At 58.0% G+C, this 24,496-nt stretch carries 24 protein-coding genes and 1 pseudogene; 5 read left to right on the top strand and 20 right to left on the bottom strand.

Translation table 11 applies throughout. The features are described from left to right. Positions 1-80 precede the first annotated feature (80 nt). Together OKC43_RS17620 and OKC43_RS17615 are read left to right on the top strand one after the other, a co-directional pair. Complete coding sequence (locus OKC43_RS17620) at positions 81-638, top strand: TetR/AcrR family transcriptional regulator (RefSeq protein ID WP_090519109.1); 558 nt, start codon at positions 81-83, stop codon at positions 636-638. A 440-nt stretch (positions 639-1,078) separates the two neighbouring features. Then, positions 1,079-3,769 (top strand): AAA family ATPase, encoded by a 2,691-nt coding sequence (locus tag OKC43_RS17615; RefSeq protein WP_058131653.1) that lies wholly within the window; start codon positions 1,079-1,081, stop codon positions 3,767-3,769. Positions 3,770-3,836: 67 nt separating this feature from the next. On the opposite strand, the gene OKC43_RS17610 is transcribed toward OKC43_RS17615, so the two are convergent. The 6 genes and pseudogenes from OKC43_RS17610 to umuD form a co-directional block, all read right to left on the bottom strand. Then, the gene (locus OKC43_RS17610; RefSeq protein WP_023443007.1) at positions 3,837-4,301 is read right to left on the bottom strand and encodes a hypothetical protein; all 465 of its coding nucleotides are present in this window, start codon (positions 4,299-4,301) and stop codon (positions 3,837-3,839) included. Next, entirely contained in the window at positions 4,282-6,321 is a 2,040-nt protein-coding gene (locus OKC43_RS17605; RefSeq protein WP_034039551.1) for a hypothetical protein, read from the bottom strand. Before OKC43_RS17605 ends, OKC43_RS17610 begins: the two co-directional genes overlap by 20 nt. Continuing rightward, positions 6,318-8,048: a site-specific integrase gene (locus OKC43_RS17600; RefSeq protein WP_034039553.1), complete on the bottom strand. Its 1,731-nt coding sequence runs from the start codon at positions 8,046-8,048 to the stop codon at positions 6,318-6,320. The genes OKC43_RS17605 and OKC43_RS17600 overlap by 4 nt, the downstream gene beginning before the upstream one ends. Further along, positions 8,041-9,120: a site-specific integrase gene (locus OKC43_RS17595; RefSeq protein WP_226632504.1), complete on the bottom strand. Its 1,080-nt coding sequence runs from the start codon at positions 9,118-9,120 to the stop codon at positions 8,041-8,043. The genes OKC43_RS17600 and OKC43_RS17595 overlap by 8 nt, the downstream gene beginning before the upstream one ends. A gap of 277 nt (positions 9,121-9,397) precedes the next feature. Continuing rightward, positions 9,398-9,715: pseudogene (locus tag OKC43_RS17590) on the bottom strand (Y-family DNA polymerase); the annotation flags it as partial. Next, positions 9,696-10,139, bottom strand: a complete 444-nt coding sequence (gene umuD, locus OKC43_RS17585; protein ID WP_077097232.1) for a translesion error-prone DNA polymerase V autoproteolytic subunit — start codon at positions 10,137-10,139, stop codon at positions 9,696-9,698. The gene umuD and the pseudogene OKC43_RS17590, both read right to left, overlap by 20 nt. An 85-nt stretch (positions 10,140-10,224) precedes the next feature. Here umuD and OKC43_RS21745 point away from each other — a divergent pair, with 85 nt between their 5' ends. Continuing rightward, a complete protein-coding gene (locus OKC43_RS21745) occupies positions 10,225-10,482 on the top strand; it encodes a DUF3283 family protein (protein WP_442778420.1) in 258 nt (85 codons plus the stop codon). 130 nt (positions 10,483-10,612) lie between these two features. Then, on the top strand, positions 10,613-10,897 hold the full coding sequence (locus OKC43_RS17580; RefSeq protein ID WP_201976379.1) for a hypothetical protein: 285 nt from the start codon (positions 10,613-10,615) through the stop codon (positions 10,895-10,897). 54 nt (positions 10,898-10,951) lie between these two features. Here OKC43_RS17580 and OKC43_RS17575 read toward each other — a convergent pair whose 3' ends face one another. Genes OKC43_RS17575 through OKC43_RS17565 form a run of 3 tightly spaced genes read right to left on the bottom strand, consistent with a single transcriptional unit; the run spans position 10,952 to position 17,028 of the window. Continuing rightward, positions 10,952-14,050, bottom strand: coding sequence for a type I restriction endonuclease subunit R (locus tag OKC43_RS17575; protein WP_201976382.1), 3,099 nt, complete (start codon positions 14,048-14,050; stop codon positions 10,952-10,954). 33 nt (positions 14,051-14,083) lie between these two features. Then, complete coding sequence (locus OKC43_RS17570; RefSeq protein ID WP_270657422.1) at positions 14,084-15,412, bottom strand: McrC family protein; 1,329 nt, start codon at positions 15,410-15,412, stop codon at positions 14,084-14,086. Continuing rightward, positions 15,409-17,028: an AAA family ATPase gene (locus OKC43_RS17565; RefSeq protein WP_234923785.1), complete on the bottom strand. Its 1,620-nt coding sequence runs from the start codon at positions 17,026-17,028 to the stop codon at positions 15,409-15,411. Before OKC43_RS17565 ends, OKC43_RS17570 begins: the two co-directional genes overlap by 4 nt. Positions 17,029-17,088: 60 nt before the next feature. On the opposite strand from OKC43_RS17565, the gene OKC43_RS17560 reads away from it, so the two are divergent. Then, positions 17,089-17,460 (top strand): hypothetical protein, encoded by a 372-nt coding sequence (locus OKC43_RS17560; protein WP_201976384.1) that lies wholly within the window; start codon positions 17,089-17,091, stop codon positions 17,458-17,460. Here the strand turns inward: OKC43_RS17560 and OKC43_RS17555 are convergent. The 11 genes from OKC43_RS17555 to OKC43_RS17505 all read right to left on the bottom strand — a co-directional run bounded on the left by OKC43_RS17555 (position 17,409) and on the right by OKC43_RS17505 (position 24,473). Further along, the gene (locus OKC43_RS17555; protein ID WP_201976388.1) at positions 17,409-18,656 is read right to left on the bottom strand and encodes a restriction endonuclease subunit S; all 1,248 of its coding nucleotides are present in this window, start codon (positions 18,654-18,656) and stop codon (positions 17,409-17,411) included. The two genes, OKC43_RS17560 and OKC43_RS17555, sit on opposite strands and share 52 nt — an antisense overlap. After that, positions 18,646-20,496: a class I SAM-dependent DNA methyltransferase gene (locus OKC43_RS17550; protein ID WP_270657421.1), complete on the bottom strand. Its 1,851-nt coding sequence runs from the start codon at positions 20,494-20,496 to the stop codon at positions 18,646-18,648. The genes OKC43_RS17555 and OKC43_RS17550 overlap by 11 nt, the downstream gene beginning before the upstream one ends. 435 nt (positions 20,497-20,931) lie before the next feature. Continuing rightward, complete coding sequence (locus OKC43_RS17545; protein WP_029303594.1) at positions 20,932-21,339, bottom strand: type IV toxin-antitoxin system YeeU family antitoxin; 408 nt, start codon at positions 21,337-21,339, stop codon at positions 20,932-20,934. Between the two features lie 2 nt (positions 21,340-21,341). Continuing rightward, positions 21,342-21,656, bottom strand: coding sequence for a hypothetical protein (locus OKC43_RS17540; RefSeq protein ID WP_201976391.1), 315 nt, complete (start codon positions 21,654-21,656; stop codon positions 21,342-21,344). Positions 21,657-21,739: 83 nt separating this feature from the next. Beyond that, a complete protein-coding gene (locus tag OKC43_RS17535) occupies positions 21,740-22,096 on the bottom strand; it encodes a hypothetical protein (protein ID WP_043850493.1) in 357 nt (118 codons plus the stop codon). Position 22,097: 1 nt separating this feature from the next. Then, positions 22,098-22,640 (bottom strand): hypothetical protein, encoded by a 543-nt coding sequence (locus tag OKC43_RS17530; RefSeq protein ID WP_103828994.1) that lies wholly within the window; start codon positions 22,638-22,640, stop codon positions 22,098-22,100. 81 nt (positions 22,641-22,721) lie between these two features. Beyond that, positions 22,722-23,084 carry a hypothetical protein gene (locus OKC43_RS17525; protein WP_213393433.1) on the bottom strand — a complete coding sequence of 121 codons (363 nt, stop codon included), beginning with the start codon at positions 23,082-23,084 and terminating at the stop codon, positions 22,722-22,724. Next, a complete protein-coding gene (locus OKC43_RS17520; protein WP_043852031.1) occupies positions 23,081-23,296 on the bottom strand; it encodes a hypothetical protein in 216 nt (71 codons plus the stop codon). Before OKC43_RS17520 ends, OKC43_RS17525 begins: the two co-directional genes overlap by 4 nt. Next, positions 23,293-23,802 carry a hypothetical protein gene (locus tag OKC43_RS17515; protein ID WP_043852032.1) on the bottom strand — a complete coding sequence of 170 codons (510 nt, stop codon included), beginning with the start codon at positions 23,800-23,802 and terminating at the stop codon, positions 23,293-23,295. Before OKC43_RS17515 ends, OKC43_RS17520 begins: the two co-directional genes overlap by 4 nt. 116 nt (positions 23,803-23,918) lie before the next feature. Continuing rightward, the gene (locus OKC43_RS17510) at positions 23,919-24,257 is read right to left on the bottom strand and encodes a hypothetical protein (protein ID WP_181023123.1); all 339 of its coding nucleotides are present in this window, start codon (positions 24,255-24,257) and stop codon (positions 23,919-23,921) included. A 24-nt stretch (positions 24,258-24,281) separates the two neighbouring features. After that, positions 24,282-24,473, bottom strand: coding sequence for a hypothetical protein (locus OKC43_RS17505; protein ID WP_029303518.1), 192 nt, complete (start codon positions 24,471-24,473; stop codon positions 24,282-24,284). Positions 24,474-24,496 lie beyond the last annotated feature (23 nt).

Raw genomic sequence — 24,496 nt, 5'->3', positions numbered from 1 at the left:
AAAGCTAGTATCCTCTTTGAGAAAAATGAGTGTTCTAGGCAAAATACCCGCATCTGCCCGCGATAGATAAAGAGTGACCGATGGATTTAACTGCTGCCGATGAGAAATTGCTGAAGGCCCTGGCGATCGCCATCGTTGACCACCCGCGAGCCACGTTCAAAGAAATAGCCCAGGCAGCGGGGGTCAGCAAGGCGACGCTCAACAGGTTTTGCGGCACCCGCGACAACCTGATCGAGATGCTTCTGAATCATGGTTCGGTGGTTATTTATAGGGTCATTGCCGATGCCGATCTTGAGGCGGCGCCCTTGGACGCATTGCATCGTCTGATCGAAGGCCATTTGATTCACAGGGAGTTGTTGGTATTCCTCTCATTCCAGTGGCGCCCGGACACGTTTGATTTAGATGCAGGCGGCTGCCGATGGCTGCCTTACTCGGAAACGCTGGACGAGTTCTTTCTCCGCGGGCAAAAACTGGGCGTATTCCGTATCGATATCGGTGCCCCGGCGCTTACCGAAATCTTCTCCTCCTTGATCTTCGGCCTGGTAGACGCCGAGCGCCGCGGCCGTATCGCACGCGCAGGTATGGCGGCGTTGATCGAGCAATTCTTCCTGAACGGGGCTTGCAACTACCAAACTTAACGGAAAGCAACGCTCAGTTTTTTTTCCAACGGGTTGGCGGTGTCCGTTTTTGGCCGTTCTCTGACGGTCGTGACAGTGACACGCCCTGGTCAAGTTGAACGCAATCCGTGGTCAACGCCAACCCAAATTGGTGGTCAAGAGGAGTGCAATTTCGCACATACCTGAGGACTGCTCACCACATCGCTTGCGTCGGTAGTAGCTTCCGCACTTTCCCCGTCTCTCACCGCTAAACAGCGCTTTCCGGTAGCGGACTTTAGAGCGGCTTGATACTGGCCAGCATGCAGAAATTCTGCCCGTGTAGCGTCACGACCGGACAAGCCACTAGGGTGGCGGTCAGGAAGGCAGGCAAACGGAACACGGCGAAGCACCTCGAAGGCGCTGGCCACTTGCCATCCAACTGGGCGCGGCCTTTAATCGGCGGATCTGGAAAGGAGACGGATATGCCATTGTTGGACGAGATTATTGGGTGGGCCGGCGGACTCAGACCCTGGCAGCAGGAAGCACTGCGCCGGATATTTGCCCGGGCCGAACTAACCCAAGATGACATCGAGACCATTCTGCGAATGGTTCGCGAGCAAGAACGGGAAGACGCAACCACGGGGGGAGCACGGCCATTCACGCTGGACGACGTACCAGGCGCCGGAAGTGGCGCAACCGTGCGGTTGGTGGGTGTCTCGGGGCTAGACCAGGTAAACGGCTTCCCGTCCGGTCGTGCCTTTGACCTCGCACCGGAGGGCATGACCATTTTCTTTGGTCATAACGGCGCCGGCAAATCCGGCTACGCCCGCGTCTTCAAGAATGCCTGCAACGCTCGGCATCGGGTGGAGGTCCTGCCCGACGCTTTTGGGGCGGCAACCCCAGCTAGACTGCCATCAGCAGATTTCGCCATTTTGGTGGATGGCACTCCGGAAACCGCACGTTGGGTCCAGAACGGGCCGGCCCATTTGCATTTGAGTTCGGTCTCGGTCTACGACGCGGCCTGTGCCAATGACTACATCGACGCGGAAGGGACCCCTGCATTTCAGCCCTACGGACTCACTCATCTGACGCGCCTGGTCCTACTTCAGCGTGATTTACAGGCACGGATTGGGACCGAACGCAATGCCTTGGCTCTGGATACCCGGCAATTCGAACCGCTGAAGGGTGACACCGAAGTCGGCCGCTACATCGCCAAATTAGGTGGGGACTCGGACCGCGCCGTGCTTGCTCGATTAGGGACGGTCGGTGACGATGAACTCCGGCGACTGGAGTTTCTGAAGCGGACATTACTGGAAAGCGATCCTGTGCCGCAGGCGCTGGCCTTGGAACGTTTGGCGACACGCTTGGACCAGGCGCAGCGTCGAGCCGAGGAAGTCCAGCGCTGGGTGAATGATCGTGCCATAGCACGGGCAAAGGAACTGATTACAACGGAAAAAACCGCGCATCTCGCCATGCAACTGGCGCAAGCGCGTCTTCAGGATCGAGACACACTGAACGCCATGGAGTTGCCGGTAACGTCCTCACCCACCGCCACGCTGCTGGAAGGCACAGGAGCTGAACTCTGGCAAACGATGTACCGAGCCGCTGAGGCTTTCTCTCAGCAGACGGCATACCCTGAACATCCCTTCCCGCACCTGGAACCGGACGCTTACTGCGTACTCTGCCAGCAACCTTATTCAACGGATGCCTCGGAGCGCATGCGGCGTTTCGCGGCATTTGTCGCCGACAGCGCCACGGCGGATGCGCAAGCCGCCACGCTTGCGCGCATGAACGCTCTAGGGAAGGTGCAGGCTGTCGATCTAAACGTTCTGGATGTGCCAACACGGGCTGACGTGGAGGAGCGACTGCCCGACCTACACGCTGCCATCACCGCAGCGGCATCGGTCTGGACCGCCCGGCATACTTGGGTTAGCCAAGCCCTGCAAACTGGAAACTGGTCCCCCGAGTCAGAACCGCTTCCTATCGAAGCAAACCTCGATAGTCTCTTCGCCGCCAAAGCTGCTTCGCTCCGAGTCGACGCCAATACCCTGCGGACCTCTGCCGATCCCGCTCTACGCTTGGCGCTGACCCAAGAACTGGCAGAGCTAGAAGCCCGACAACGCCTCGCCAACCAGCTTGGCGCGGTGGAGCGCTTTGTTCAGGACAGTCAGGTCCATGCCACATTGAGCCGCTGCCATGCCGCCCTCAACCCAGCGGCAGTGTCACGCAAACTGACGTCCCTGGCGGCGACGCATGTGACCGAGGCTCTGGCCGCTTCTATGAATGCTGAGTTGAAAGCCCTGGGCTATAAGCGACGGGTGCAACCCGACCTGAGCGGGCGCACAGAGCTGGGGGTGACCAAGGTCACGCTGCGCCTGCAGGAAATCACGGCGAAAGCCTCCAAGGTGCTGTCAGAGGGCGAGCAGCGCGCGTTGGGGATGGCTATGTTCCTCGCCGAGCTCGAATCCCTGCCACATACTTCGACCGTTATTTTCGACGATCCGTCTACGTCGCTGGATCACGTATATCGTCGGGCCATAGCTCGGCGTTTGGTAGCGCTGGCTGAGACCCGCCAAGTCCTGGTGTTCACCCATGATGCGGTGTTCCTGACCGAGCTCGCGATGGCGCTTCAGCGCGCTGATCGCTCGGCCAGCTACAAGACCATCGGTTGGGACGAGTCGCCGGGACTAGTGAGCGAGGGGCTGACGTGGACGACGATGGACACCAAGGCCCGCCTGGCCGATCTCGAAAGTCGTGCGAAAGCACTGAACGTTCCGGTCGGCAGCGACCCGGATGATGAGCTTGAGCGGCAAATCGCATCGGGATACTCAAGCCTCCGAGGCACTGTCGAGCGCGCCATACGCGAGGTTTTTTTGAACAATACCGTCCAGCCGTTCAGCGATGTGGTGAGCGTAGAAGCATTTGGTGCTGTCATTGGCCACCCCGCAGAGGAGTGGGAGCAGTTGCTGGCAGTGTATGCGCGGGCCTGCGAAGCTACCGAGGCCCACGACACCCCAGGCGAGCGCCAACTACCGCTTCCCGCGCGTGAGGAGTTGCTCGGCGATATCGCCCAGGTCCTGGAATTAATCAAAAACGCGACTAAACGCCGAACTGCCTACGAGAATCTACGCCGGGAGCGGACCGCGCAACGCAAGAAGCTCTTCGGCGGCTAGCCCGACGTTTCATGCCGGGCTGGTCGGGCATGGCTGTGTTTCTTTCGAATATTGCGAGCTCTCCGTTTCAAAGTTTTTTGTGGCCTCGCGGATCAAGAGGAAGCACATTGGAGGCCGGCAGTTGGCGCTCCAAGTCCGCAATACGGTCGTACAGCTCAAGAATGGTGGCGTCGGCCTCACTGAGTAGGCTGGCTAGGTGGTCACGCTGCTGCGTGATTTCCTCGATCCGTTCTCGAAGTCCACGATTTTTTCTGCGGGCTAATAAGCTGACTTGGCGCACTGATGGCGGACGTTGCTCAGCGTGTCCTTCCACGTACTTTTGGATCTCAGCGATCAGTAGGGGGAAACGAGCTTTTTTCAGTGCAGAGGGGTCGCTGCCGGCCTCCTTGGCAACGTTGTTCTGACTTACGGGCGTCCCCTTCGGCAGTCGTTCGGGCTTGTTGCTCTTCAGCCGCTCGAACGCTGCGCGATACTGCTCGCCGGCACTCATTCGCTTAGCCGGGTCAGCGGATTCATGTTTGCCGGATGACATGGCGATAATTCTCCACACTACGTTTCTGGGCTTCCAACGAAGTCCTTAGCGGACTGTCTACCTCGGCAGCGGCCAGGCGCTCATCCAATACCGCCTCCAACACTTCGACTTCGTCGAGTTGCTCGGGGTCATAGAGAACGTCCGCACATGGTTTGGTTTCTCCGGGGGAGTCGCCCCCTCCGCAGCGAGCGATATTGTCGATGCCCCCATAGGGACAGGGGGTACGGCTCGTGCAGATGCCCAGCAAAATCGGTCGATGAGTGACCGTCCCCTTCTTAGCCAGATTGATCGCTTTCTTAGCATCAGAGGCTGAGATTAGGCGGACAATCTCAGATTTTCGCTTCTCGCCGTGGGGGCTGACGAATCGGTTGCTCGTCAGCTGTTGCAGCTGCCTACCCAAAGTTTCGTACATGGTGCGGACGTAGTAGGTATGGGCCTTCTCTTCCAGCCGTACCCTGGAATGGTTTTGCCCGTAGTAGAGACTCATCGCTCTGGCGACGTGCTTTAGCTGAAACTGCAATGAAGCGTCGCTGACCAGCCCGGATGCCTGCATATTCACTGCGCCGGTTCGTCGGAGTTGATGCCAGGCCAACGGCCAGATTTTGCCGACCGCAAACTCGTCGGTCAGCGTCGGCGTCACCAACCGAGCCAATTCGAAATCTTCCGGCGTAATGCGCAATTGCTCACGGTCGAACAGCTTGTCGAACCACTGAAGCACATGGGCATAGCTCGGAATCGATGGCCGAATCGTGCGGTTGATCTTGGTGAACTTCGTTCCCCACGGTTCAAGGCAATAATCAAGCAGATAGCGCTTGGCCGGATCATCCGGCACCGAGGCCTCGCCGGGGGGAGAGTCGCATTCTGCGCGGAGGTCTGCGACCACACGCATGGCTTCAACTGCCACCTGAGCTGACGGGGACGTCACCCAAAGTGCCTCAGAATCCGACATCGTCTTGGTCGTTCGTCCGCACAATACATGGATGTCGCCAAACTGCGGATCACGTTCTATGTGCAAGCAATCGGCGCGCAGGTTCCAAGCCTCTTCGACTCGCATGAGGCTGAAGTTCAGCAGATAGCACAGTCCAGATCGACTCACGAGGTTGAGGTAGCGACTCAGAGTTTGAATGCGAATTTCGTCGTCGCTCACTCCCAGCCAGCGACGAAATAGTTCCACCATGCCAAACCGATGCGCGGTGTCGATGAATGGGCCGTAGTACTGCCGCCCAGTCCACTTTCCGTTTGATCCATCCGACGGCCACTGAAACGGATAGAACGATTGTGGCCTGCGTTGTCCTTGGAGACTGGCAGAGTTGTGCCGATAGGCAGCCAGACAGAAGCGGAAGCACTCCTCGACTTGGCCTCGATGCGCCAAAAAGTCATCCAGGCATTCGCGCAAGCGTGTGATTTGATAGTGCCAAATGCGGGGCGGGATATAGGGGGTCTGGAGCTTCTGGTGGTCGGGCATGGCCGCTGCGAGGCGTGCCAACCCTGCGCGATCCAACAAGGTGAACCCCAGCGCATCCCGCCGCTCGTACAGTTCGTGCAGCAATGCCAAGAACTCACCGGACCGGGAAGCCTGGAGCACCTCCGGGAGACGGTCGGCAACGCGCGGAAAATGACTCAGTTCGGATGCGAGAATGCCTTCTTGAGTGCACAAGACGAACAGCCGACGCATCTGGTCGAAGCGCGTTTTCAGGCCTCGGTATCCACGGGCTCCATTGGGGCCGTATAGCCACCAGCCGATTACGGTCCGCAATAAATCGGCGTTCGCAGGATCGATCGCGGCGACATATTTCTTAGCTGGGCCATCGCCGAAATTGAGAGTGAGCCGTTTTCCCGCCCATGGGTCGAGCCGCCAAATGGCATCGCCCCAACGGCTCACCACCTGGCCAGCGGCATCTATGATGACCGGCCAATCACGCTGCGGTGGCCAGCACGGCGGACGGTAGTTCGGCGCATCAGGAATCGCTAGGGGCGAGTCGATGCCGAGGCCAAGTTCGGAAAGAATATTTTTCGTCATGCTGATCTTTGTCGCAGTTCTGCCAATCGGATGAAGCCATCCCAGGCCGGGTGGTAGTCACCTTCACTTATGCGCGCTCTGGCTTCTTCGACCCAAAGCCTGCGGACCTCGCTACTTTCTTCGAAGAAGCGCAGTTTGGCCGTCAGCCGATCGATCACCAGCAGGGCCGGATGCTCTGTCGTCAGGTGCTTACCCGAACTGGATGGGCGGTAGCGTGCCAGTTCAAGCGATTTGAGGTGGCGCAAGCTACCGAGAGACCACACATGATCCTCACTTTCGATATCCCGGTGCTGGGTACAGAACAGGCAACCGGCAGCATTGATGCAGTCGGGTCGCGGACCATTCTTCGGCATCGTGCCCACTGGTTCAGGTGTGGCCGATACACATCTACCAGGAGCAGGAGGTGAAAGGGACGGATCGGTTTGCTGATGGAAGCGCGTAATTTCCACCATAGCGATCTGCGGATGGGGGTCGGCATATACGCGTATCAGCGTTTGCACCGTATGCTGGGCCAACTCCGCAACCTGTTGGGGATTCTGGGACTCCCGAAGCAACCAGTTGATGCGCGTCCCGCGCAGTTTTCGCGGTCTCACTATCGGTATGCCAAGCTCGCGGCAGATGCGCGTAACGTTCGTGAACTGCGTCGCCTCTTCTAGGATTCGTCCCCCGCTACGTATAAGCGGAAAGAGCAAACCATCCGGCTCATTGGGAAACCATTCGGAACGCCATTCGAGATAGCGCTCGAACCACTCTCGATAACTGGCAAAGATCTCGAATAGCACTTCTCCTTCCCGTCGATTTTTGTAGGTACGTACCTGGTAGCCGTCTATGTGGCTGGTGTAATGAAACTGCTCAACCCGCAGGGTATGTGCTTGCTGGAGGTTCAGACCGGTCTGGGCGATGAACATCAGCAATTCACTCTCGATCCGTAAATTGACGATGGGGAAACGGGTCCGCAGTGTCCGATCTGCATCGTGGGCGGCACGCGCCGCCAGGGATGCTTCGATTTGCGCTTGGTTTTGCGGCCTGGTACGGCGGGCCGCTACTTTCTCGGGGCTCTGCAATCCCGACCATAGTTCCAGCACTTGGCCGGTGCGTAACGAAATACAAACTGGGAGGGGGGCCATTGTCCCCCTCCAGGTCAATGCCTCGCATACGTCAGCTAGAAGGTGTCCGAATGCGAAGGTGTTTTGCAGATTCTGCTTGTCCGCTTTGCTCGTATGTACCTTGCCTTTGCCGCGCGGCTTGCGAATACGTGTGCTCTTGCTCAGGCTTGCTTGGCGGTCCAATGCTCGGTCCAGCATCGTCGCCGTGAGCCTGGTGAGATCGTACAGGGACCCATCGCTGAAATTGCGTTCGACTCGATGACGCTGGAGCAAGTGATCGGTCCAACGAATGAACGTGTCGGCCGCCGTCTCGAGACTGAGATTCACGTTTTCTGAATCGATCCAGGCAAAGAATCGGCGCAATGCACTGATCTTGTTCTGCACCGAGAAGCGACTTCCGCCACCAGCAAGGTCGTCAGTCATGTGCTCATGCAGCTGCGTCACCAGCTCGAAACGTTCCGGCAAGGGACTGCCGAGTTCGCCCTGCGCGATCTGGCGGCCCACATGCTTCACCTTTGCTGCTGCACCTCCGCGAAACAGCAGCGGCCGGAGGTCCCAGGGCGTTTCAGTGGCCCCATACTCAAGCATCGGGAAAGTGAGGTCGAATTCGGAACTATCCATCGTGCCGCGCCCCAGCGCCGATCCCGCTAAATGCCGCCATGAAGCTATTTGAGAGGGCTTGTTTGATCGGCAGTGCCTGTACGAATCGGATGTATTTGAAGGTGGTGGCTTCAGAGTTAGGCCCATGGAGCAACGCGTCGCTGACCGTCGCAATTACAATAGCGACATCGGCACAAGCCGATAGCGCCAGACGTGCCAATTCGGTACCGAAGGTGCAGCGCGACTGATGGAAGCGGAATTTACGGAGCACCTGTAGTTCTGCTTTGACGCCCCGTTTTCGAAACTCGGACATCTCAACATTCACAGCAGATGACTGATCGGTGCCGCGCCTGCCATAGGCGTTACCAAAGCGGGTCAAGAACAGCAAATCACGATTCTCGGGCGAGGCTTTCGCCTCTCGTTCCATCCTCCGCCAGCCTTTGGCATATTCCAGCAATTCATCACGCAACGCTTCGGGTATCCAGACCTGGCCAGTCACACCGAATTTCGTGTGCACTGGCGGAGCTGCGCCTGGACCAACTGCAAGGCGTAGAAGCCCTTCAGCGGAAGGGTCGGGGGCGGCGCGCTCCAGAGACTGAATCTTGAGATCACAGATGCTGCCGAGCCGCATCCCGGTAAAAAATCCAAGGGCCAACATGAGGTAGAGCTCGGGCGTGGCGTTCTCTGCGGCGAAATCCAGAATTGCATCGCGATCGGTCTCCGAGACTGGCAACAGCCCATCTTCAAGCGTTTGGCCTGGGCGCTTACGGTTCGGGATGCTGAGGTCGGTGGTGGTTCCGCTGATCGTTCGCTCGAACCCCACCCGGTCGAAGTATTTAACGACGTAGGGTTTTTCCCGCCACAGCTGGACGTGTGGAGAAAGAAGCTCCCTATGCCTTACCCACCGATAGAACATGATGCAATTGCGCATGTACTCAGACGCCGTGGATGGGCCGATCTGGCCGGCATCGCGCATCTTGATCAACGCCCCTCGGTATAGCACCAGGCAGCGGTCAGCTTTGCGAGCGGGAAACTCGAACCACTGCAAATCACGAGATTCAAGAAATTTAGCGTAATTGAGAAGGCCATTCATGTTACTGGCAACGGTCTTAAGAGAAGCGTCACCAGTCGTTGCTCGCTCCACTGCCCACAGGTTTGCCTCCCTCCAAGGTGCATAGTCTGCCCAAAAGATTTGGGGCAAGCCCTCAATGGATGGCCGGCTGCTACTGGGGGAGTATGCGACGGCGTTCTCTCTGCGCACGAGGTAATGGGGCACGAAATGAATGCGCTCTAGCGTCGCCATTCAACGCCCCTGGGACGCTTAACAATGTCCATAGATAGAACTCAATAGCTTAGGCGTCCGCACTATACAACTTACTCTTATCGATGGAGTAGACCTCCAGCTCGGGGGCCATGGTCTCCAACGTGCTCATCACCCTGCCAGACATGTCTCCATAGAGCGCGTAGTTGGAGCTGAACGCCACACCGCCATGCGCCTCGAACTGCTCGCGGATCTTGAAGTAGGGCCCAGCCATCTTGATACCCATCGCCTTGGCTTCGGGGCTGCGCGACACCACGCATCCATCGTTGTTGGAGAGCACCACGATCGGGCGGCCACGCAGCTCAGGGCGAAACAGCCGCTCACAGCTGGCGTAGAAGTTGTTTACATCAACGAGCGCTATAGCCATCACGCTGCCTCAGATTGCCAATCACATGGGTGACCACTCCGAACAACTCCAGGGAGAGACTCATACAAGGGTCGATAGGCGCGAACGCCGGATTGGCTGGCAGCAGCCGCAACCTCGGCTTGAGCTGCAAGGTCTTTACCGTGAAGCCGCCATCGAGTTGTGCAATCACCACATCACCATGGCGAGGGGTGAGGCTCTTATCGACCACCAGCAAGTCACCGGGAAAGATGCCGACCCCGGTCATGCTCTCCCCCTCGGCACGCAGATAGAAGGTTGCTGCAGGGTGCGACACGCAGTGGGTGTTAAGGTCCAACTTCCCTTCCAGATAGTCGCTGGCTGGGCTGGGAAAGCCACAAGAGGCGCGGTGCAAGAACAGCGGGATGGTCACCTCGGCGGGTGATGGGTCTGGGGTTAACAGCTTCATGGCAAAACACCTGTATTTATATACAGCCATTATAGCGCACCACCTTTGAACCAGCGCAAGTCCCGCATGCCAGTGATGGCGTACCATGGCGCCAACAAATAACAAAGATGTCAGTATGAGTCACAATCTGTGTGCCCTACCGAAAGAGCAGCAAGAACGGGTCGAGGTCGAGAAGGCCGCCGCATATGCGGTATGGAAGGAGCGCAACGGTCACTTGGCCACGCAGAAAGCGAAGCGAACCAACATCAAGGTGAACTGGGTCGCTACTTCCTTGAAAAGGTCGCCTACTTCAAGTCGCGCTGACCCTATCAACACGTTCATCGGTGGCTATGCAGGTCACTAGCAACAAACCGCATTCCAAACAACTTAACGAGGTACGTATTGTGACGGCATTGGTAGCCAACTTGGTAGAGACCTACTCCAGCCGAGGTGCTTACAAGGGCGCCATTAGCGCTTGGCGGGTTTCAAGTGATATGGCCAACAAAATCTCCACCGTCATTGGGGTTTACAAGTCTCAAGTCGTGGTTGTCATCGAAGGCTGCCAGCTGAAACTCTCGGCACCTGATGCCAATGAACTACACGATGACGGGTGTGATGGTCGTTACTTCGTGGTCGGTGGAGACGTTTACGAAGACACCAAAGCTTGGCTAAAGCCGCATCCGTGGTTATTCAAGTCACTGGCCAGCGTACAAGGCCCACGCTACCTGAGCCTCGAAGAGGCCAACCAGATACCTTCAGGCAGCGTCATACTGAAGTAAGCCATATCTACACATCTTGATAGATAAGGTGAGGGAGGCTCGCGCCTCCCCCACTCAACACCACACCTCACACAAGCTCTCTGCCTGCGCCAGAACCAGCTGAGCAGCCTCTTCCTGCTGGTCTGGCGGGTACTTGTACTTGCGCAGGATGCGCTTGACCATCAGCCGCAGTTTGGCGCGCACGCTTTCGCGGCTGCTCCAATCCACGGTCACGCTACGGCGCAGGTTGGCTGTCAGCTCATGGGCTATCTTGGCCAGTATCTCGTCCCCCAGCTCACGCACTGACGCCTCGTTGTTGGCCAACGCATCATAGAAGGCGAGCTCGTCATCGTTAAGGCCCAAGGCCTGCCCCCGCTTGCTTACGGCGGCAAACTTCTTGGCCATGTCGATCAGCTCCTCGATCACCTGTGCGGTTTCGATGGAGCGGTTCTGATAGCGTGCGATCACCTTGGTCAGCATCTCCGAGAACTTCTTCTCCTGGGAGAGGTTGGTCGCGAACTTCGACTTGATCTCCCCCTCCAGCAGTCGCTCCAGCAACTCCACCGCAAGATTGCGCTCCGGCAGGTTGCGCACCTCGGCCAGAAACTCATCATCGAGCAGGCCGATATTGGGCTTGTCGAGCCCCACCGCTTCAAACACATCGACCACATCGCCCGATACCACCGCATTGCCGATGATCTGGCGAATGGCCAAGTCGCGCTCTTCGTCGGTTTTCTTCTTTTGGGAGATCGCCTTCTTGGTCAACAACACTTTGACCGCCTGCAAGAAGGCCACTTCTTCCCGCACTGCCTTGGCCTCGTCAAGGGTGCAGCAGAGCGTGAACGCCTTGCTCATCGCCAGCGCGTTGTCGGCAAAGCGCTTCTTGCCATCCTCAAGGCCAAGAATAAAGTTGGCGGCCCCGGCGAGCAGCTTGTGGCCACCGGTGAGGTAGTCGCTGTAATCAAAGCCATGCAGCAGGGCGCGCAGGATATCGAGTTTCTCCTCCAACACCGCGTAGGCCTCATGGGCATCGACGGTCGGCTTGCCCCGTCCTTTGCTGGCGGTGTACTCCTTGATGGCGCTCTTGAGCTCGTTGGCGATCCCGATGTAATCGACCACCAGCCCGCCTTGCTTGTCCTTGAACACCCGGTTCACCCGTGCAATCGCCTGCATCAGGTTGTGGCCCTTCATCGGCTTGTCCACATAGAGGGTATGCACGCAGGGCGCATCGAAGCCGGTCAGCCACATATCACGCACGATGACCAGCTTGAGCGGGTCACTCGGGTCTTTGAACCGCTTCTCCAGCCGTTTCTTCACTTGGGTGGCATGGATGTGGGGCCGCAGCAATGCCTTGTCAGAAGCGCTACCGGTCATCACGATCTTGATGGCCCCCTTGTCGGGGTCCGGGTCATGCCAGTCGGGGCGCAGGGCCACGATGGCATCATACAAGTGCACGCAAATCTCGCGGCTCATGGCGACCACCATGGCCTTGCCATGCTGCGCCTGATTGCGCTCTTCGAAGTGGGCCACCAGATCGGCGGCAACCCGCTCAATTCTTGGCTTGCTGCCAACCACCTTCTCCAAGGCTGCCCACCGTGACTTAAGCTTGGCCTGCTCGCTCTCTTCCTCATCCTCGGCCAACTCATCCACTTCGTCGTCGATGTGGGGAAGCTCTTCGTTATTAAGTGACAACTTGGCCAAGCGTGACTCGTAGTAGATGGCAACCGTGGCACCATCGTCCTTGGCCTGCTGCATGTCGTAGACGTGGATGTAGTCGCCAAAGACGGCGCGAGTGTCGCGGTCTTCCGCTGATACGGGCGTACCGGTAAAGGCCACGAACGTCGCGTTGGGCAGCGCGTCGCGCAAGTGCTGTGCATACCCGACCTGATAGCGCGCAGCCCCTTCTGCAACCTTGCCTGGCGCTTTGAGCGAGGCGCTGAAACCGTACTGGGTTCGATGTGCTTCATCCGCGATGACCACGATGTTGGCGCGGTCGCTGAGCACAGGGAACGTGTCCTCATCCTCGCCGGGCATGAACTTCTGGATGGTCGTGAACACGATGCCACCGGAGGGCCTGTTGCCAAGCTTGTCACGCAGGTCACCTCGCGTACTCACTTGCACCGGCTCCTCGCGCAGCAGATCTTGCGAGAGTGAGAAGACCCCGAACAGCTGGCCATCAAGGTCATTGCGGTCAGTGATGACGACGATGGTCGGGTTCTCCATCGCGGCGTCTCGCATCACCCGGGCCGCAAAGCAGGTCATGGTGATGCTCTTGCCACTGCCCTGGGTATGCCACACCACCCCGCCCTTGTGGCTGCCGTCTGGACGCGATGCGAGCACCACCTGCTCGATGGCCGCCCTGACTGCATGGAACTGATGGTAACCGGCGATCTTCTTGACCAACCGGCCATCATCTTCAAACAGCACGAAGAAGCGCAGGTAATCGAGCAACATGGCCGGGGTCAGAATGCCGCGCACCATGGTCTCCAGCTCGCCAAACTCGCCGTAGGGGTCGAGGTTGACCCCATCCACAGTGCGCCACTGCATAAAGCGTTCGGCATCCGCAGACAGCGATCCCATCCGCGCCTCGCTACCATCGGAGGCAATCATGATCTCGTTGTACTGGAACAGGTCGGGGATCTGCTCCTTGTAGGTCTGCAGTTGGTCGAATGCCTTCCAGATGTCGGCATGCACGTCGGCCGGGTTCTTGAGCTCCAGCACCACCAGCGGCAGCCCGTTGATGAAGAGGATGATGTCGGGGCGGCGGGTGTGTTTGGGCCCCTTGATAGAGAACTGGTTGATGGCGAGCCACTCGTTGGCGGTGGGCTGCTCGAAGTCAACGAGGCGGACAAAGTCCCCCACCGTTTCGCCATCGCGCTGGTACTGGACTGGCACTCCATTCACCAGCAAGCGGTGAAATGCCCGGTTGGCCGACAGCAGCGCTGGGGTATCGAGGTTGACCACTTGGGTCAGCGCATCTTCACGCGCCACCAGCGGCACGGAGGGGTTGAGCCGGGCAATCGCCTCCCGCAAGCGCTCGCGCAGCAGCACTTGCTGGAACTGCTCACGCCACGGGTTATCAGAATCGGGGGCAACGTCGTAGCCACACACCACGCGATAGCCCACCTCGGCCAACCACCCCAGCACCTCTTGTTCCAACTGATCTTCGGTCATGCACCATCACTCATCAACAAGGAGAAACGCCCGTCAGGCGGGCTCGGCGGGTCTCAGTGGCAAGCGCAGTTCGCACGCAGAATCCGCCCTCGGCTGGCAAGGCAATATCAGCCGGTGGGACGAACTGGCAGCCAAGTCAAACGGCAAGACCCACAACGTCAGGCGGGCATCATAACAAAAAGGTTCGAGTGGAACTTTGAGCTGGCTCCATGATGGATAAATCAATACCAGATGACCATCATCCTGCTCGGTCAGGTACTTGTGGCCGTAGGCAAACAGTTGGTAGAGGTCACCCTGGCTGATGCCGTACTTGCCGTCACGGTCGCTGCTATCGAGCCGCTTCCACTTCACATCCATCACCCAACGCTTGTTGCCGTGCTGCAACAAGAGGTCCGGCTGTAACTGGAACATCTCCTTGCCTTGGTGAGAACATAGGTACTGACTCTTTACTTGCCGCTCCAACTTGGCATCGGGCAACAGCTGTTCACGCAGGCACGACTCTACATAGCGCTCGAACAGCTTCTCCATGGGGAACAGCAGGCTGATGCCGCGCCACTCACCATTCAGGGCACTCGGCATGGCACGATAGAGGATGAGCTCACACCACGGCCGAACACCTTGATAGTGAGCCATCAAGCGGTCATGTCGCCACAGTCTGAAGTCCCCTTCCACATCGCGGCTGGCAGGCACATCCACCAGCAAGTGGCGCAGCTCCTGTGCCAACCGCCAGTTGTCCGGGTGCTGAGTCGCATTGGCGACGGTCTCCAGCGCCCGCTTGAGCAGCCGGTTCTCGGCCCGGTCGGGCAAGAAGAGGTCGTAACGTAACGCAAAGTGGTGGCCCCGGCCCGGTGGCTGGCGCATCTGCCGGGCGACATCCAGCTGACCACGCAAGAACGGCTCTGTCGCCTCAAGACGCTGATAGTCACTGCGCACGCCGCGTTTGACCAGCTGATCGAGTTCGGCCAGAAAGCGCGCGATAACCCACTCGTTGAGCGGCATATCAAAGCGTTCCAGCGACGCCTCCGCCGTTTCACGGGGTGGCAGATCCAGGGCTCGCTCCAGCATCCGACGGATCAACTCACGACCATCCTCGAGTGGGTCATCCTCATTGGCGGTCTTGGGCAGGATCTCGATCACCTGCCCGGTGGGGGTCTCTATCACCCCCACGTAGTTGTCCAGTTGCAAGGTTCGGCTATCTTCCACCTGCGCAAGAGCGGGTGCATGACTTACCTTGTAGCGCTGGCTCAACTGACATAGCCAATCGAAATCAACCCGGTCTATATGGGCAAGCGCCAGCGTATTAACAGCGTTATCTCTAACAGTTAGCCGACCATACTCACGAACCGTGATGGGAGCCTTCACTGCGCCCCCTTGTCACCCTCGATGGTCAAGACATAGGCCTCAATACGCCTAAACGCCTTCTCATTGATGCTCCAACGTTGGCGTTGTCCCCCAACCGCTATATCACCAAGCAGGGTCTTGATATCGAGTTTGGGAGGCGTGAGGAACATCGCCTCAGCCTTGCTCTTGCGATGATCATTGAGCACCCAGGCGATGCGCTGCCAGTCCTCAAAGAAGTACTCCTGCAATAGCGGCAGGATCTGATGCTGGAAGATGTATCCCAACTGCGCCAAGGTTGGCTTGGCAGCCGCTTTGAGCGGCATAAAGTAGGCATGACCGAGGCAATGGTCGCGGTCCAACAGCACCTCGATACGCTGGTTCAGCATATGGAGCAAGCGGCCTACGTCTACCTTGTGCCCCTCTTCCTCGATGACCACGCCATCAAGCAGCTCGGCCCTGGGCGGCATCTCCTCAAACACAAAGCGGCGACGCAGTGCAATATCGAGTCCGGCCAAGGAGCGGTCAGCGGTGTTCATGGTGCCGATAAGGTAGAGGTTGTCCGGTACGCTAAAGGGGCGCTTGGAGTAAGGCAGAGTAGTGGTCAGCGCCTCGCTTGCCCCAGCTCGCTTGCTTGGCTCTATCAGGGTGATCAACTCACCGAAGATGCGCGAAACGTTGCCCCGGTTGATCTCGTCGATGATCAATACGCGTTTGTTCGATGGCGTGACGCCAGGTTCACTCTGCGACCCAACTTGTGATGCTGTGGCATTGACCAGAGCAAGCAGCTTCTCCGGGATCAAGGTCGGTGCCTTCAACTCATAGAGCGTCATCTGGCTAAAGCGGCCGTTGATCAGCTCACCGCATGGGAGCGAGGGGCTGAACTGGCATAGCCACTTGACCGGCCTGACCTGCGCGTAGCTGTCATCACCCTCGTAGTGCACGTCACTACGATAATCACCGGTAATCTCGCCGATAGCGCGGAACTTGAAGTTGCCGTCGGTGACCACCACGAGGTCGCCAATCTTCATCCGGTTCACCAGCGTCATCACGCTGGTCACGGTGTAGTCATAGGCGTTGTCTATCTTGCCCACCGACTGCTCCAACACGCGCTGAACGTCGCTGCGTGTCTTACACTCGCTGTAGTCGTGAGAGCTGCCATAGCCCAACCGGATAAGACCCTGCTCAATGCAGTCGTCAAAGATATGGGCATCATCGCCCTGAGTATTGCCAAGCGACATCTTCCAGACCCGGCGCCCCTCCAGCGTCATCGCCTCATGGCTGTCGCTGCGCGTGACTTTGGCGGCCACCGCGTCACACATGCGCTTGAAGACGCCATCAACCACGTCATAAGTCAGTTGGCCATTATCTGGATCACTTTCGGCACGGATCCCCTCCACAAAGTCTTCATAACTGAAGCTCTGGTGGAAGGTCACAAAGTCGATACGTCCCTCCTTGACCAGCTCATCAAAGCGCGCTTTAAGCGCCTTGCGGGCCTCTGGGCTCACATCATCGTCGTGTTGTGCCAGACACTCGGGGTCGAGAATAGCCAGCGCCTTGTTGATAGTGTGGTAGGTCTTGCCGGTGCCGGGGGGACCATAGAGGATCTGGTTGAGTGGGGATGGTGCAAGTTGTGGCATGGGAGCGTCCTGCTGCGATGCGGATGGGGTGGGAGGAGTCATAATCGAGCCATTCGGAATATGGGTAAGTTGATACCGATAGGGGTCAGAGCCTATCCGAGCCAATTGCAACTGATCGCCAGCACATACAGACAACTGCTTGAACATGGTTCCAAAGCGTTTCTGCAACCGGCCAAACTTACCCAGCACGGCGGTAGTGACCTTCTCTCCGGTTGGCAAAACCAGCTCAATAGCTGCATCTGCTTCACCTTGGTCATTCGCTATAACATCCACAGGAAAGAAGGCAAATTGGTGGCGCCCGATGCTGATATAGCCATTATCAACAGCCCCCTGGGTCAACTTGACGACGAGCGTAGCGGAGTGCGCCTCAGTTGCGAGTATCATGCTTGCGCCTCCGACACCATTGCCTCGGCATCCGGCAAGCGCAGTTGACCGGAGATCAGGCGGGGTAGCAGTGTATCGCGCAAGTTGGCGAGGGTTTGGGCTTGCTCTAAATTGGCACGAATCTGTTTATAAAGTGGCGATACTGTAGCTTCAAATTGAACAAGGACCTCAGGTAATGGAATGACGCCCAGCTGAGCCCCTAAGTCTTTCTGAGTCAACAATGGTTGTGACGATCCGCGATTCAAGGCATGGACATCTATTGCGCTCACCCAATGTAGGCAGAAGGCAAATATTGAATCCTCTGCTGGAGTCAGGACGAGGACGTTGTCAGAAGCCCAGAATGGCGGATATGCTACATGCACCTTGCCGAGTGTACCAACGCGTCCCGTGACAATACGTGGAGTCTCAAACAGTGACGCTGATGTATAACCCATTAGACCCGCGCCTCCATACAAAGGGATGTGACACTCATCCGAGAGTTCATCACTCCGCTCAGGAGGTCGCTTTCCACTTGAAATCGAACAAATTTCAGATAGTGTACCGACCGCCCACCCCTGTGGCACCATACCCAACTCGAACTCTTCGAAGCTGTCGGGGAACAGGGCCGCGACCTCGGGGGCCAGACCTGCTGGTTGCTCGCCACGAGCACGGGCATGAACCGGCTCGAAGTCAACAAACCACGACTTGAACAACGCCTGAGCGATGGCCTCCAGCGTAGCGTTGGTCTCGCGTAGCAGGGCGATGCGATCGTTGATCGGTCTTAGTGCTGTGGCGATAGTTCTTTGCTCTGAAAGAGGTGGAGCCCAGAAGCGGATTTGGCTAAATGCAGACTTGTTCAAAATTGGTTGGGCCGAGCCACCTGCAAGTCCACGTATTTCGTCTTTGCGTAAGCTCAAGTTGTAATAGATAAACTCAGGGCAAAACTTAGTTTCATCTACAAGCACTGCATTGATTTGTTGATTAGTCACGCATCGAGATGCCGTTAAGGCTGCCTTCCCCATGTCAGAACCAATACAGGTCACAAGCACGCTACACCGAGGGATGATGCTACCTTTGACAGATTGTGCACCAAGCTCAGAGATGGACCGATTAGCCCGCTCAATCCACATGGAACCATTGAAGTCTGGTGGTGTTACGAAAGGAACATCGCTCCCTTCGAACTCTGGTATGCCCCCCCTCGGAGTCTTTCCAGTAACGATACTACCTGCATCAGCCAGACAGAACTGTTGCCACTCAGAGCCCATACCCCAACCCTCCCAGCTTTTGGCGGATAAGCTGATCCAGCTCAGCCCCCTTGGTAATCTGATCATCCAGTTGCTTGGTCAAGCGAGCCATCTTGTCGGCAAAGGCCTCATCGTCCTCCTCCACCTCTTCGGCGCCCACATAACGACCGGGAGTCAACACATGGCCGTGTTCGGTGATCTCGGCCAAGGTTACGCTGCGGCAGAAGCCCGCGACATCTTCGTAAGGCTGCTCGCACTCCCCGTCCCCTTTCCATGCGTGAAAGGTATCGGCAATACGGGCAATCGCGCTCTCATCGAGTTCGCACTGCACCCGGCTGATCATGGTGCCCAGCTTGCGGGCATCGATAAACAGCACCTCACCCTGGCGGCGGGTCTTGTTCTTGGCGAGGAACCAGAGGCAGGCCGGGATCTGGGTGTTGAAGAACAGCTGCCCCGGCAGGGCTACCATGCACTCCACCACGTCCGCCTCCACCATGGCACGACGAATATCGCCTTCGCTGTTCTGGCTGGAGCTCATGGAGCCGTTGGCCAGCACGATACCGGCGCGGCCAGTTGGCTTGAGGTGGTAGAGCATATGCTGCAGCCAGGCGTAGTTGGCGTTGCCCGCAGGCGGCGTGCCGTAAACCCAGCGCGGATCCCCCTCGAGGCTACCATGCCACCAGTCGCTGATGTTAAACGGCGGGTTGGCCAGCACGAAGTCGGCACGCAAGTCAGGGTGCTGATTGCGGGTAAAGGTGTCCCCGTTCTCGCGCCCGAGGTTGTAGTCCATCCCCTGGATGGCGAGGTTCATGGCCGCCAGCCGCCAAGTGGTCGGATTTGACTCCTGACCGTAGATGGAGACATCACCCAGCTTGCCGCCATGGGCTTCGATAAACCTCTCCGACTGCACGAACATGCCACCTGAACCGCAGCAGGGGTCGTAGACCTGACCATGATGGGGAGCAAGTACTGCCACCAGTGTCCGGACTATGCTGGCAGGCGTGTAGAACTGGCCCCCCTTCTTGCCCTCGGCACTGGCAAACTCGCCAAGGAAGTACTCGTAGACCTGCCCCAGGATGTCACGCGCTTCACCGACATCACTGCCAAAGCCAATCTTGGAAACCAGATCCACCAGCTCGCCGAGCTTGCCATCGGGCAACTGGGCACGGGCGTAGCGCTTGTCGAGGATGCCCTTTAGGCGCGGGTTCTCCTGTTCGATCAGGGTCAGCGCATCGTCAATACGCTTACCGATATCGGCCTGCTTGGCATGGGCCCGCAACCCCTCCCAACGGGCCCCTTCCGGTACCCAGAAGGCGTTCACTTCACGGTAGTAGTCGCGGTCTTCCAGCTCCTCGGCCAGCAGCTCATCGTCACAGTCGTAGAGGAAGTACTCGTCGCTCTCATCGGCAAAGCGGCGGGTTAGCTCGGCACGACGGGCGGCGAAAGAGTCGGAGATGTACTTGAGGAAGATAAGGCCCAGCACGATGTGCTTGTACTCGGCGGCGTCCATGTCGGCACGCAGCTTGTCTGCGGCAGCCCACAGGGTCTTCTTCAGCCCCTCGATACCGGTAGCTTGCGGCTCATCCTTGGCCTGCTTGCCCTTGCCACTGGCTTTCGGTTTGCGTGGTGCTGCAGCGGCGGCTTCGCCTTCCAACACCCGAAGCACAGCACCACCTCGCCCGCGCCCCTTGCGCAGTACGCCCTGTTCCAGCAGAGTCTCGCGTGCGGCGGTAAATACCTCATCGGTCAGGTCGCTGAATTGGGCTTTCAAGGTTTCCATCAGGGCTTGGTTACCGATGCTGCTGCCATCTTCAGGAACGGCGGCCAGCAGCGCCTGGCTGAGCTCGTTGAGGTCGGTCATGGGGTTCTCCGGTTATGCATGTTGCCGTCACAGCCCACCTGCGCGAAAGCCAAGGTGAGGATGCGGGCCAAGTTGTCAGACTGACGGAACGGCGCATGCCGAGCCTTACGGGCACAGCAGGGGCCTATCCAGGGTGGTGGGTCAACAGAAGGCGATGCCGCCAAGGTGATGCATCGGCGAGAAAAAGTCCGGCCCGTCAGTCGTCTATCCATTATCTGGCGGGCAGTTTATACAAATGAACCCCGCAGCACTATGCGTAATGTCACGCGAAAGGTGATCACTGCGCATCGTTGTTATTGCAGAGATGAAATGGTCAACGTCTCACGTTAGCGGGCAAAAAAACAAAGGAAAGGCCATGAATTGGGCTTCCCCACGACCTATCCCATTAATCACGGATGAGTAGGTGCCAAAATGTAACCACAAGCGGATTGGTGGTCACGTCTTGCGCTTAGGATTGGCGTCCATGTTCGTCGCTGGGTAAATGACTAAGTAGACATAGCCGTGGCTGCCAAGGGTATCGGCTTCGCAGGTAAAGCCTCCATGCTGGATAGTGATACGCTGCTGACGTCGGGCATCCAGTTCGCCTGTCAGCAATTTGCCCTCCAGTTCTTTGATGAGGCGAGGAAAGGCAATTTCCAGCTGGTCTATTGCCTCCTTTGCCCATTCACCTACCAGTGATGCCCGATCTGACAGAAAGTGCAGACGATGATGCTCTTGAATGAGACGAGCGCCAAAGCGCGGCGTCACGGTATGGGGCAAGCCCCACTGCGCAAAAATCCGGGTGGACTGGTCTGGCGCTGCGGGTCGGTGTTCGTCATTGGTGTGGGTGGTTGTCGTGGTCATGATTAGCAATACCTCAGTCGAATGTCTATGCGGGTGCCGGGCACGTTGTGCCGCTGGCGTAGTCTGGTCAGGTGCTCTGGAAAGTCTGTCAGGCTGGCCAGTCGCCCCCGGTAGAGCCGTGAGAGATTGACGTAGTCAGGGTGACTCACCGTGATGGTTACCTGATGCCCAGGCTGCCAGCGGCCAAATAGACGGGCTTTGGCCTCTTTGATGGTGGTGATGCCGGGAGCGGGTAACGTCTGCCGGTTACGCAGATGCAGTTTATTGAGCTCGGGGGCATAGCGATGCACTTCGAGCCCGATGATTAGACGGGTCATGTTCGATGATTCCAGTGTTGCAAAGGGCCAGCCTGTGAAGGCTGGCCCTTTATGCTGTGTGTGGATGAGCGAGACGGTTGGCGTCAACGAGCGCAGTCAGCCATCTCATTGATAACCAGTTTGCCATTCAGCCGGTCCAGCAGGTGCAGCGAGCCGTATTGAGCCACCAGCCGGTCTATGGCCATCTGGGCGCATGCCGTTCTGCTGGGCTTATTTTCAGGTATTGCGTAACGAGCGGTGAGCCAGCCACCGAGCAGGGCGATGCGGTATCCGCTCGGGATGTGAGTGAGGGACGTTCCTATCCCCCTACCGTGAATGAGGAAAGGCACGGCCTGGCCGCCGATGCCGATATCGATGCGTTGGCCCTTAAGCTCAAAGGTGGTGATCTCGCCGGTTCGCGGATGTTTGCCGGGCACCTTGATGGTGATGTTCTTAGCCATTTCACACCTCCGGTTTGGCTTCAAAATGGTGGGTCACCGTGCCCGCTTCCGGGTCGATGCTGATAAACGCCGGGGCTTGCGGGTGGTACTGGTAGAGCCGCGCCAGCTCGGTACGAAACGCCTCAACGTTTGGCGCAATCACATGGTGGGTGTCGCCCTCGGCGTAGGTAAAGGTCTCCAGCCTTTCTGTGTTAATCCAGATGCCGAAGTACCACGCATCTTCTTCGGTGTCGTACTGCTGCCAGCCCTGAGCCAGCAGTGTTCGGTCGTAATAGTAGCGGTCAGCCTGATGGCTACCCCGGTCGATGCGGCAGCCGGTCACTGTAAGTTCAAACGGGATACGCCCCGCCTTGTGGGCCTTCTTGACTCTGCGCAGCAGCTTGAGGGCTTTGGCTCTACTACGGCCATTACCGAGTGGTTGCGGCTGCCTGGCCCGCAATCCCAGGTGGGTCATTATCTTCGGCGCGGTGTTGTGGTTGAGCTGACCGATGGCAGTGGTGATCTGCCGAGCGGTCAGGGTCTTGTAATCACGCAGGTCGTGCATGGTTGGGCTTCCTTCAAATGCAAACAGCCCCTCGGAGTGAGGGGCTGTATGGGAGCATGGGTGTGTGCTGGTGGCCGTGGCTCAGGTGTGACTACTCCAATCCGGCTTGTCATTACTACCGTGGTTGACGTAGGCCCCGACAATTACCCGTTGCCACTCACCGACCGGCTGACCCGCTGCATTACAGGCGCAGCGAAAGCGGGCGAAGTTAATCTCTCGTGGCAGGTGCTCACGCATATCCCGTGGACTGACAAAGAGCGTGGTCTTGTGCAACACAGGGTTGGGGGCCACCAGCGGGCCACCAATACGTCGCCCCTCCACATCGTGGGCATAGGCAAAGCCCGGCAGCATCAACTGCTGACTGATGAGCTTGGCAAGTCCCGGATGGGCACACATGGCCTCTGCCACGGCGGCCTGGCTAAAGCTGTCATTGAACTCAATCATGGATGTTTCTCCATTTCTGCAGGTGCACGGTAAGCCGCTGCCAACACCGCAAATTTTTCGACCAGGTAACTGATGCTGATGCCCAGTCCATCACTGGCCCCATCACGCAGACGGTGATGCAGGTGTGCCATGTCCTCGGCGATACGTTGGGCTAGCACGGCTGTGCTGTCCGGCTGTGAACTCGTCATGGTCAGGGTGGTGGAGAGATTCATCGCATCTCCCCCCAGGGGGCTTGCTCCCACAGTGACAGGCGGGTCAGCACGTCTTGCGCCATGGCCTGCTGCAACTGCTGTATTACCTTTACCAACCGAGGTGCCTGCTCTGGGCTCCCGGTCCATTCACTCGATTGGTACAGGGCGCAGCAGGTGAATTTGTAGAGGGCTACCAGTTCGGCATCGGTGAGTGGTGCCTGGTGGTAACGATGGGCAGGTTTAACCGGTCCCAGCTTGGTCGAGCGGCGCTGGCTTGGTTCCTTCTGGTCCTGCTGATGTCCAAGCTGATAGCGATGCCAGACAGCCCGCCGATTGGCGAGCATCATTAGCCGTACCAGCCGGCCTACCCGCCACGTCCAGGTACTGGTGACATCCATTGGTGAGTTCCACCAGAGGGCGCGCAGCAACTCAAGGGTGTAGTGCGGTGGTATGGGGGCATTGCAAAAGCGGTGTAACTGTACGGCAAACGCCAGGTAATCCTTGCGGTCAATCATGAAAGCAGACATGGGGATGACTCCTTGCAAAGCAAAAGGCCACCTGCAGTGAGGTGGCCTTGCTGGGGGGATCGGAATATCCGGATCATGGTGTTGGCGCGGATGATCCGGGTTTGGGGATGCTGGCGTTATTCGTGCGCCTGCTCTGCGTCTGGGTAAGCCGCATCAAACAGGATGGCGTAGAGCGCACAATCAATGCCGTTGACGGCATCGTGATGCAGGTAATAGGGCGGTGCGTCTCGGGAGCGCTCGAAGTAGTCGCCAAAGCAGCTGAGGCATTCGCGGATCTCGATGGTGGATCCCCGCAGCAAGGCCTCTTCAAGCTGCCTGGCATAACCCTCGTCATCACGCGCCTTGGTGACGGCTTTTTCCAGTAATGCCAGCGCCTCCTCGTTGCAGGCAGTAGCCAGACGATGGCGCAGCTTGCTCAGGGTTTCCTCAAGGGAATAGGGGTTAGGTAATCGCATCGCTCATTTCTCTTTTGGAACGGACTAATGGCGCAGCTGATGCAGCAGCGCATCAATAGCCTCGATACTATCGGCCTGGGTGAGCGGGGAGCCGTTAGGCAGGTGAGCCACGATGGCGGGCTCGGTCTGCATCTCGACGTTGTCTGCCAGCCAACAGCGCAACTCGATGAGGATATCGAGGGCGGTGAGGTGGGTTTTGCCTGGGGTCTGGTTCATAGCTGACCTCTTTCGGCCATCGA

The organism is Aeromonas sp. Y289-2 (assembly GCF_027705925.1).
GTDB lineage: Bacteria > Pseudomonadota > Gammaproteobacteria > Enterobacterales > Aeromonadaceae > Aeromonas > Aeromonas veronii.
Note: the sequence above shows the minus strand (reverse complement) of the source record. Positions and strands in the feature narration are given on the sequence as shown.

What these genes read in the sequence shown, in the direction of transcription:
- OKC43_RS17565 (WP_234923785.1), bottom strand. Translation starts at nt 17,028, where the DNA reads ATGCCACAACTTGCACCATCCCCACTCAACCAGATCCTCTATGGTCCC.
- OKC43_RS17575 (WP_201976382.1), bottom strand. Translation starts at nt 14,050, where the DNA reads ATGACCGAAGATCAGTTGGAACAAGAGGTGCTGGGGTGGTTGGCCGAG.
- OKC43_RS17595 (WP_226632504.1), bottom strand. Translation starts at nt 9,120, where the DNA reads ATGAATGGCCTTCTCAATTACGCTAAATTTCTTGAATCTCGTGATTTG.
- OKC43_RS17540 (WP_201976391.1), bottom strand. Translation starts at nt 21,656, where the DNA reads ATGACCCGTCTAATCATCGGGCTCGAAGTGCATCGCTATGCCCCCGAG.
- OKC43_RS17610 (WP_023443007.1), bottom strand. Translation starts at nt 4,301, where the DNA reads ATGTCATCCGGCAAACATGAATCCGCTGACCCGGCTAAGCGAATGAGT.
- umuD (WP_077097232.1), bottom strand. Translation starts at nt 10,139, where the DNA reads ATGAAGCTGTTAACCCCAGACCCATCACCCGCCGAGGTGACCATCCCG.
- OKC43_RS17600 (WP_034039553.1), bottom strand. Translation starts at nt 8,048, where the DNA reads ATGGATAGTTCCGAATTCGACCTCACTTTCCCGATGCTTGAGTATGGG.
- OKC43_RS17545 (WP_029303594.1), bottom strand. Translation starts at nt 21,339, where the DNA reads ATGACCACGACAACCACCCACACCAATGACGAACACCGACCCGCAGCG.
- OKC43_RS17615 (WP_058131653.1), top strand. Translation starts at nt 1,079, where the DNA reads ATGCCATTGTTGGACGAGATTATTGGGTGGGCCGGCGGACTCAGACCC.
- OKC43_RS17510 (WP_181023123.1), bottom strand. Translation starts at nt 24,257, where the DNA reads ATGCGATTACCTAACCCCTATTCCCTTGAGGAAACCCTGAGCAAGCTG.
- OKC43_RS17620 (WP_090519109.1), top strand. Translation starts at nt 81, where the DNA reads ATGGATTTAACTGCTGCCGATGAGAAATTGCTGAAGGCCCTGGCGATC.
- OKC43_RS17580 (WP_201976379.1), top strand. Translation starts at nt 10,613, where the DNA reads ATGGCCAACAAAATCTCCACCGTCATTGGGGTTTACAAGTCTCAAGTC.
- OKC43_RS17560 (WP_201976384.1), top strand. Translation starts at nt 17,089, where the DNA reads ATGGGTAAGTTGATACCGATAGGGGTCAGAGCCTATCCGAGCCAATTG.
- OKC43_RS17550 (WP_270657421.1), bottom strand. Translation starts at nt 20,496, where the DNA reads ATGACCGACCTCAACGAGCTCAGCCAGGCGCTGCTGGCCGCCGTTCCT.
- OKC43_RS17605 (WP_034039551.1), bottom strand. Translation starts at nt 6,321, where the DNA reads ATGACGAAAAATATTCTTTCCGAACTTGGCCTCGGCATCGACTCGCCC.
- OKC43_RS21745 (WP_442778420.1), top strand. Translation starts at nt 10,225, where the DNA reads ATGGCGCCAACAAATAACAAAGATGTCAGTATGAGTCACAATCTGTGT.
- OKC43_RS17555 (WP_201976388.1), bottom strand. Translation starts at nt 18,656, where the DNA reads ATGGGCTCTGAGTGGCAACAGTTCTGTCTGGCTGATGCAGGTAGTATC.
- OKC43_RS17520 (WP_043852031.1), bottom strand. Translation starts at nt 23,296, where the DNA reads ATGAATCTCTCCACCACCCTGACCATGACGAGTTCACAGCCGGACAGC.
- OKC43_RS17525 (WP_213393433.1), bottom strand. Translation starts at nt 23,084, where the DNA reads ATGATTGAGTTCAATGACAGCTTTAGCCAGGCCGCCGTGGCAGAGGCC.
- OKC43_RS17530 (WP_103828994.1), bottom strand. Translation starts at nt 22,640, where the DNA reads ATGCACGACCTGCGTGATTACAAGACCCTGACCGCTCGGCAGATCACC.
- OKC43_RS17535 (WP_043850493.1), bottom strand. Translation starts at nt 22,096, where the DNA reads ATGGCTAAGAACATCACCATCAAGGTGCCCGGCAAACATCCGCGAACC.
- OKC43_RS17505 (WP_029303518.1), bottom strand. Translation starts at nt 24,473, where the DNA reads ATGAACCAGACCCCAGGCAAAACCCACCTCACCGCCCTCGATATCCTC.
- OKC43_RS17515 (WP_043852032.1), bottom strand. Translation starts at nt 23,802, where the DNA reads ATGTCTGCTTTCATGATTGACCGCAAGGATTACCTGGCGTTTGCCGTA.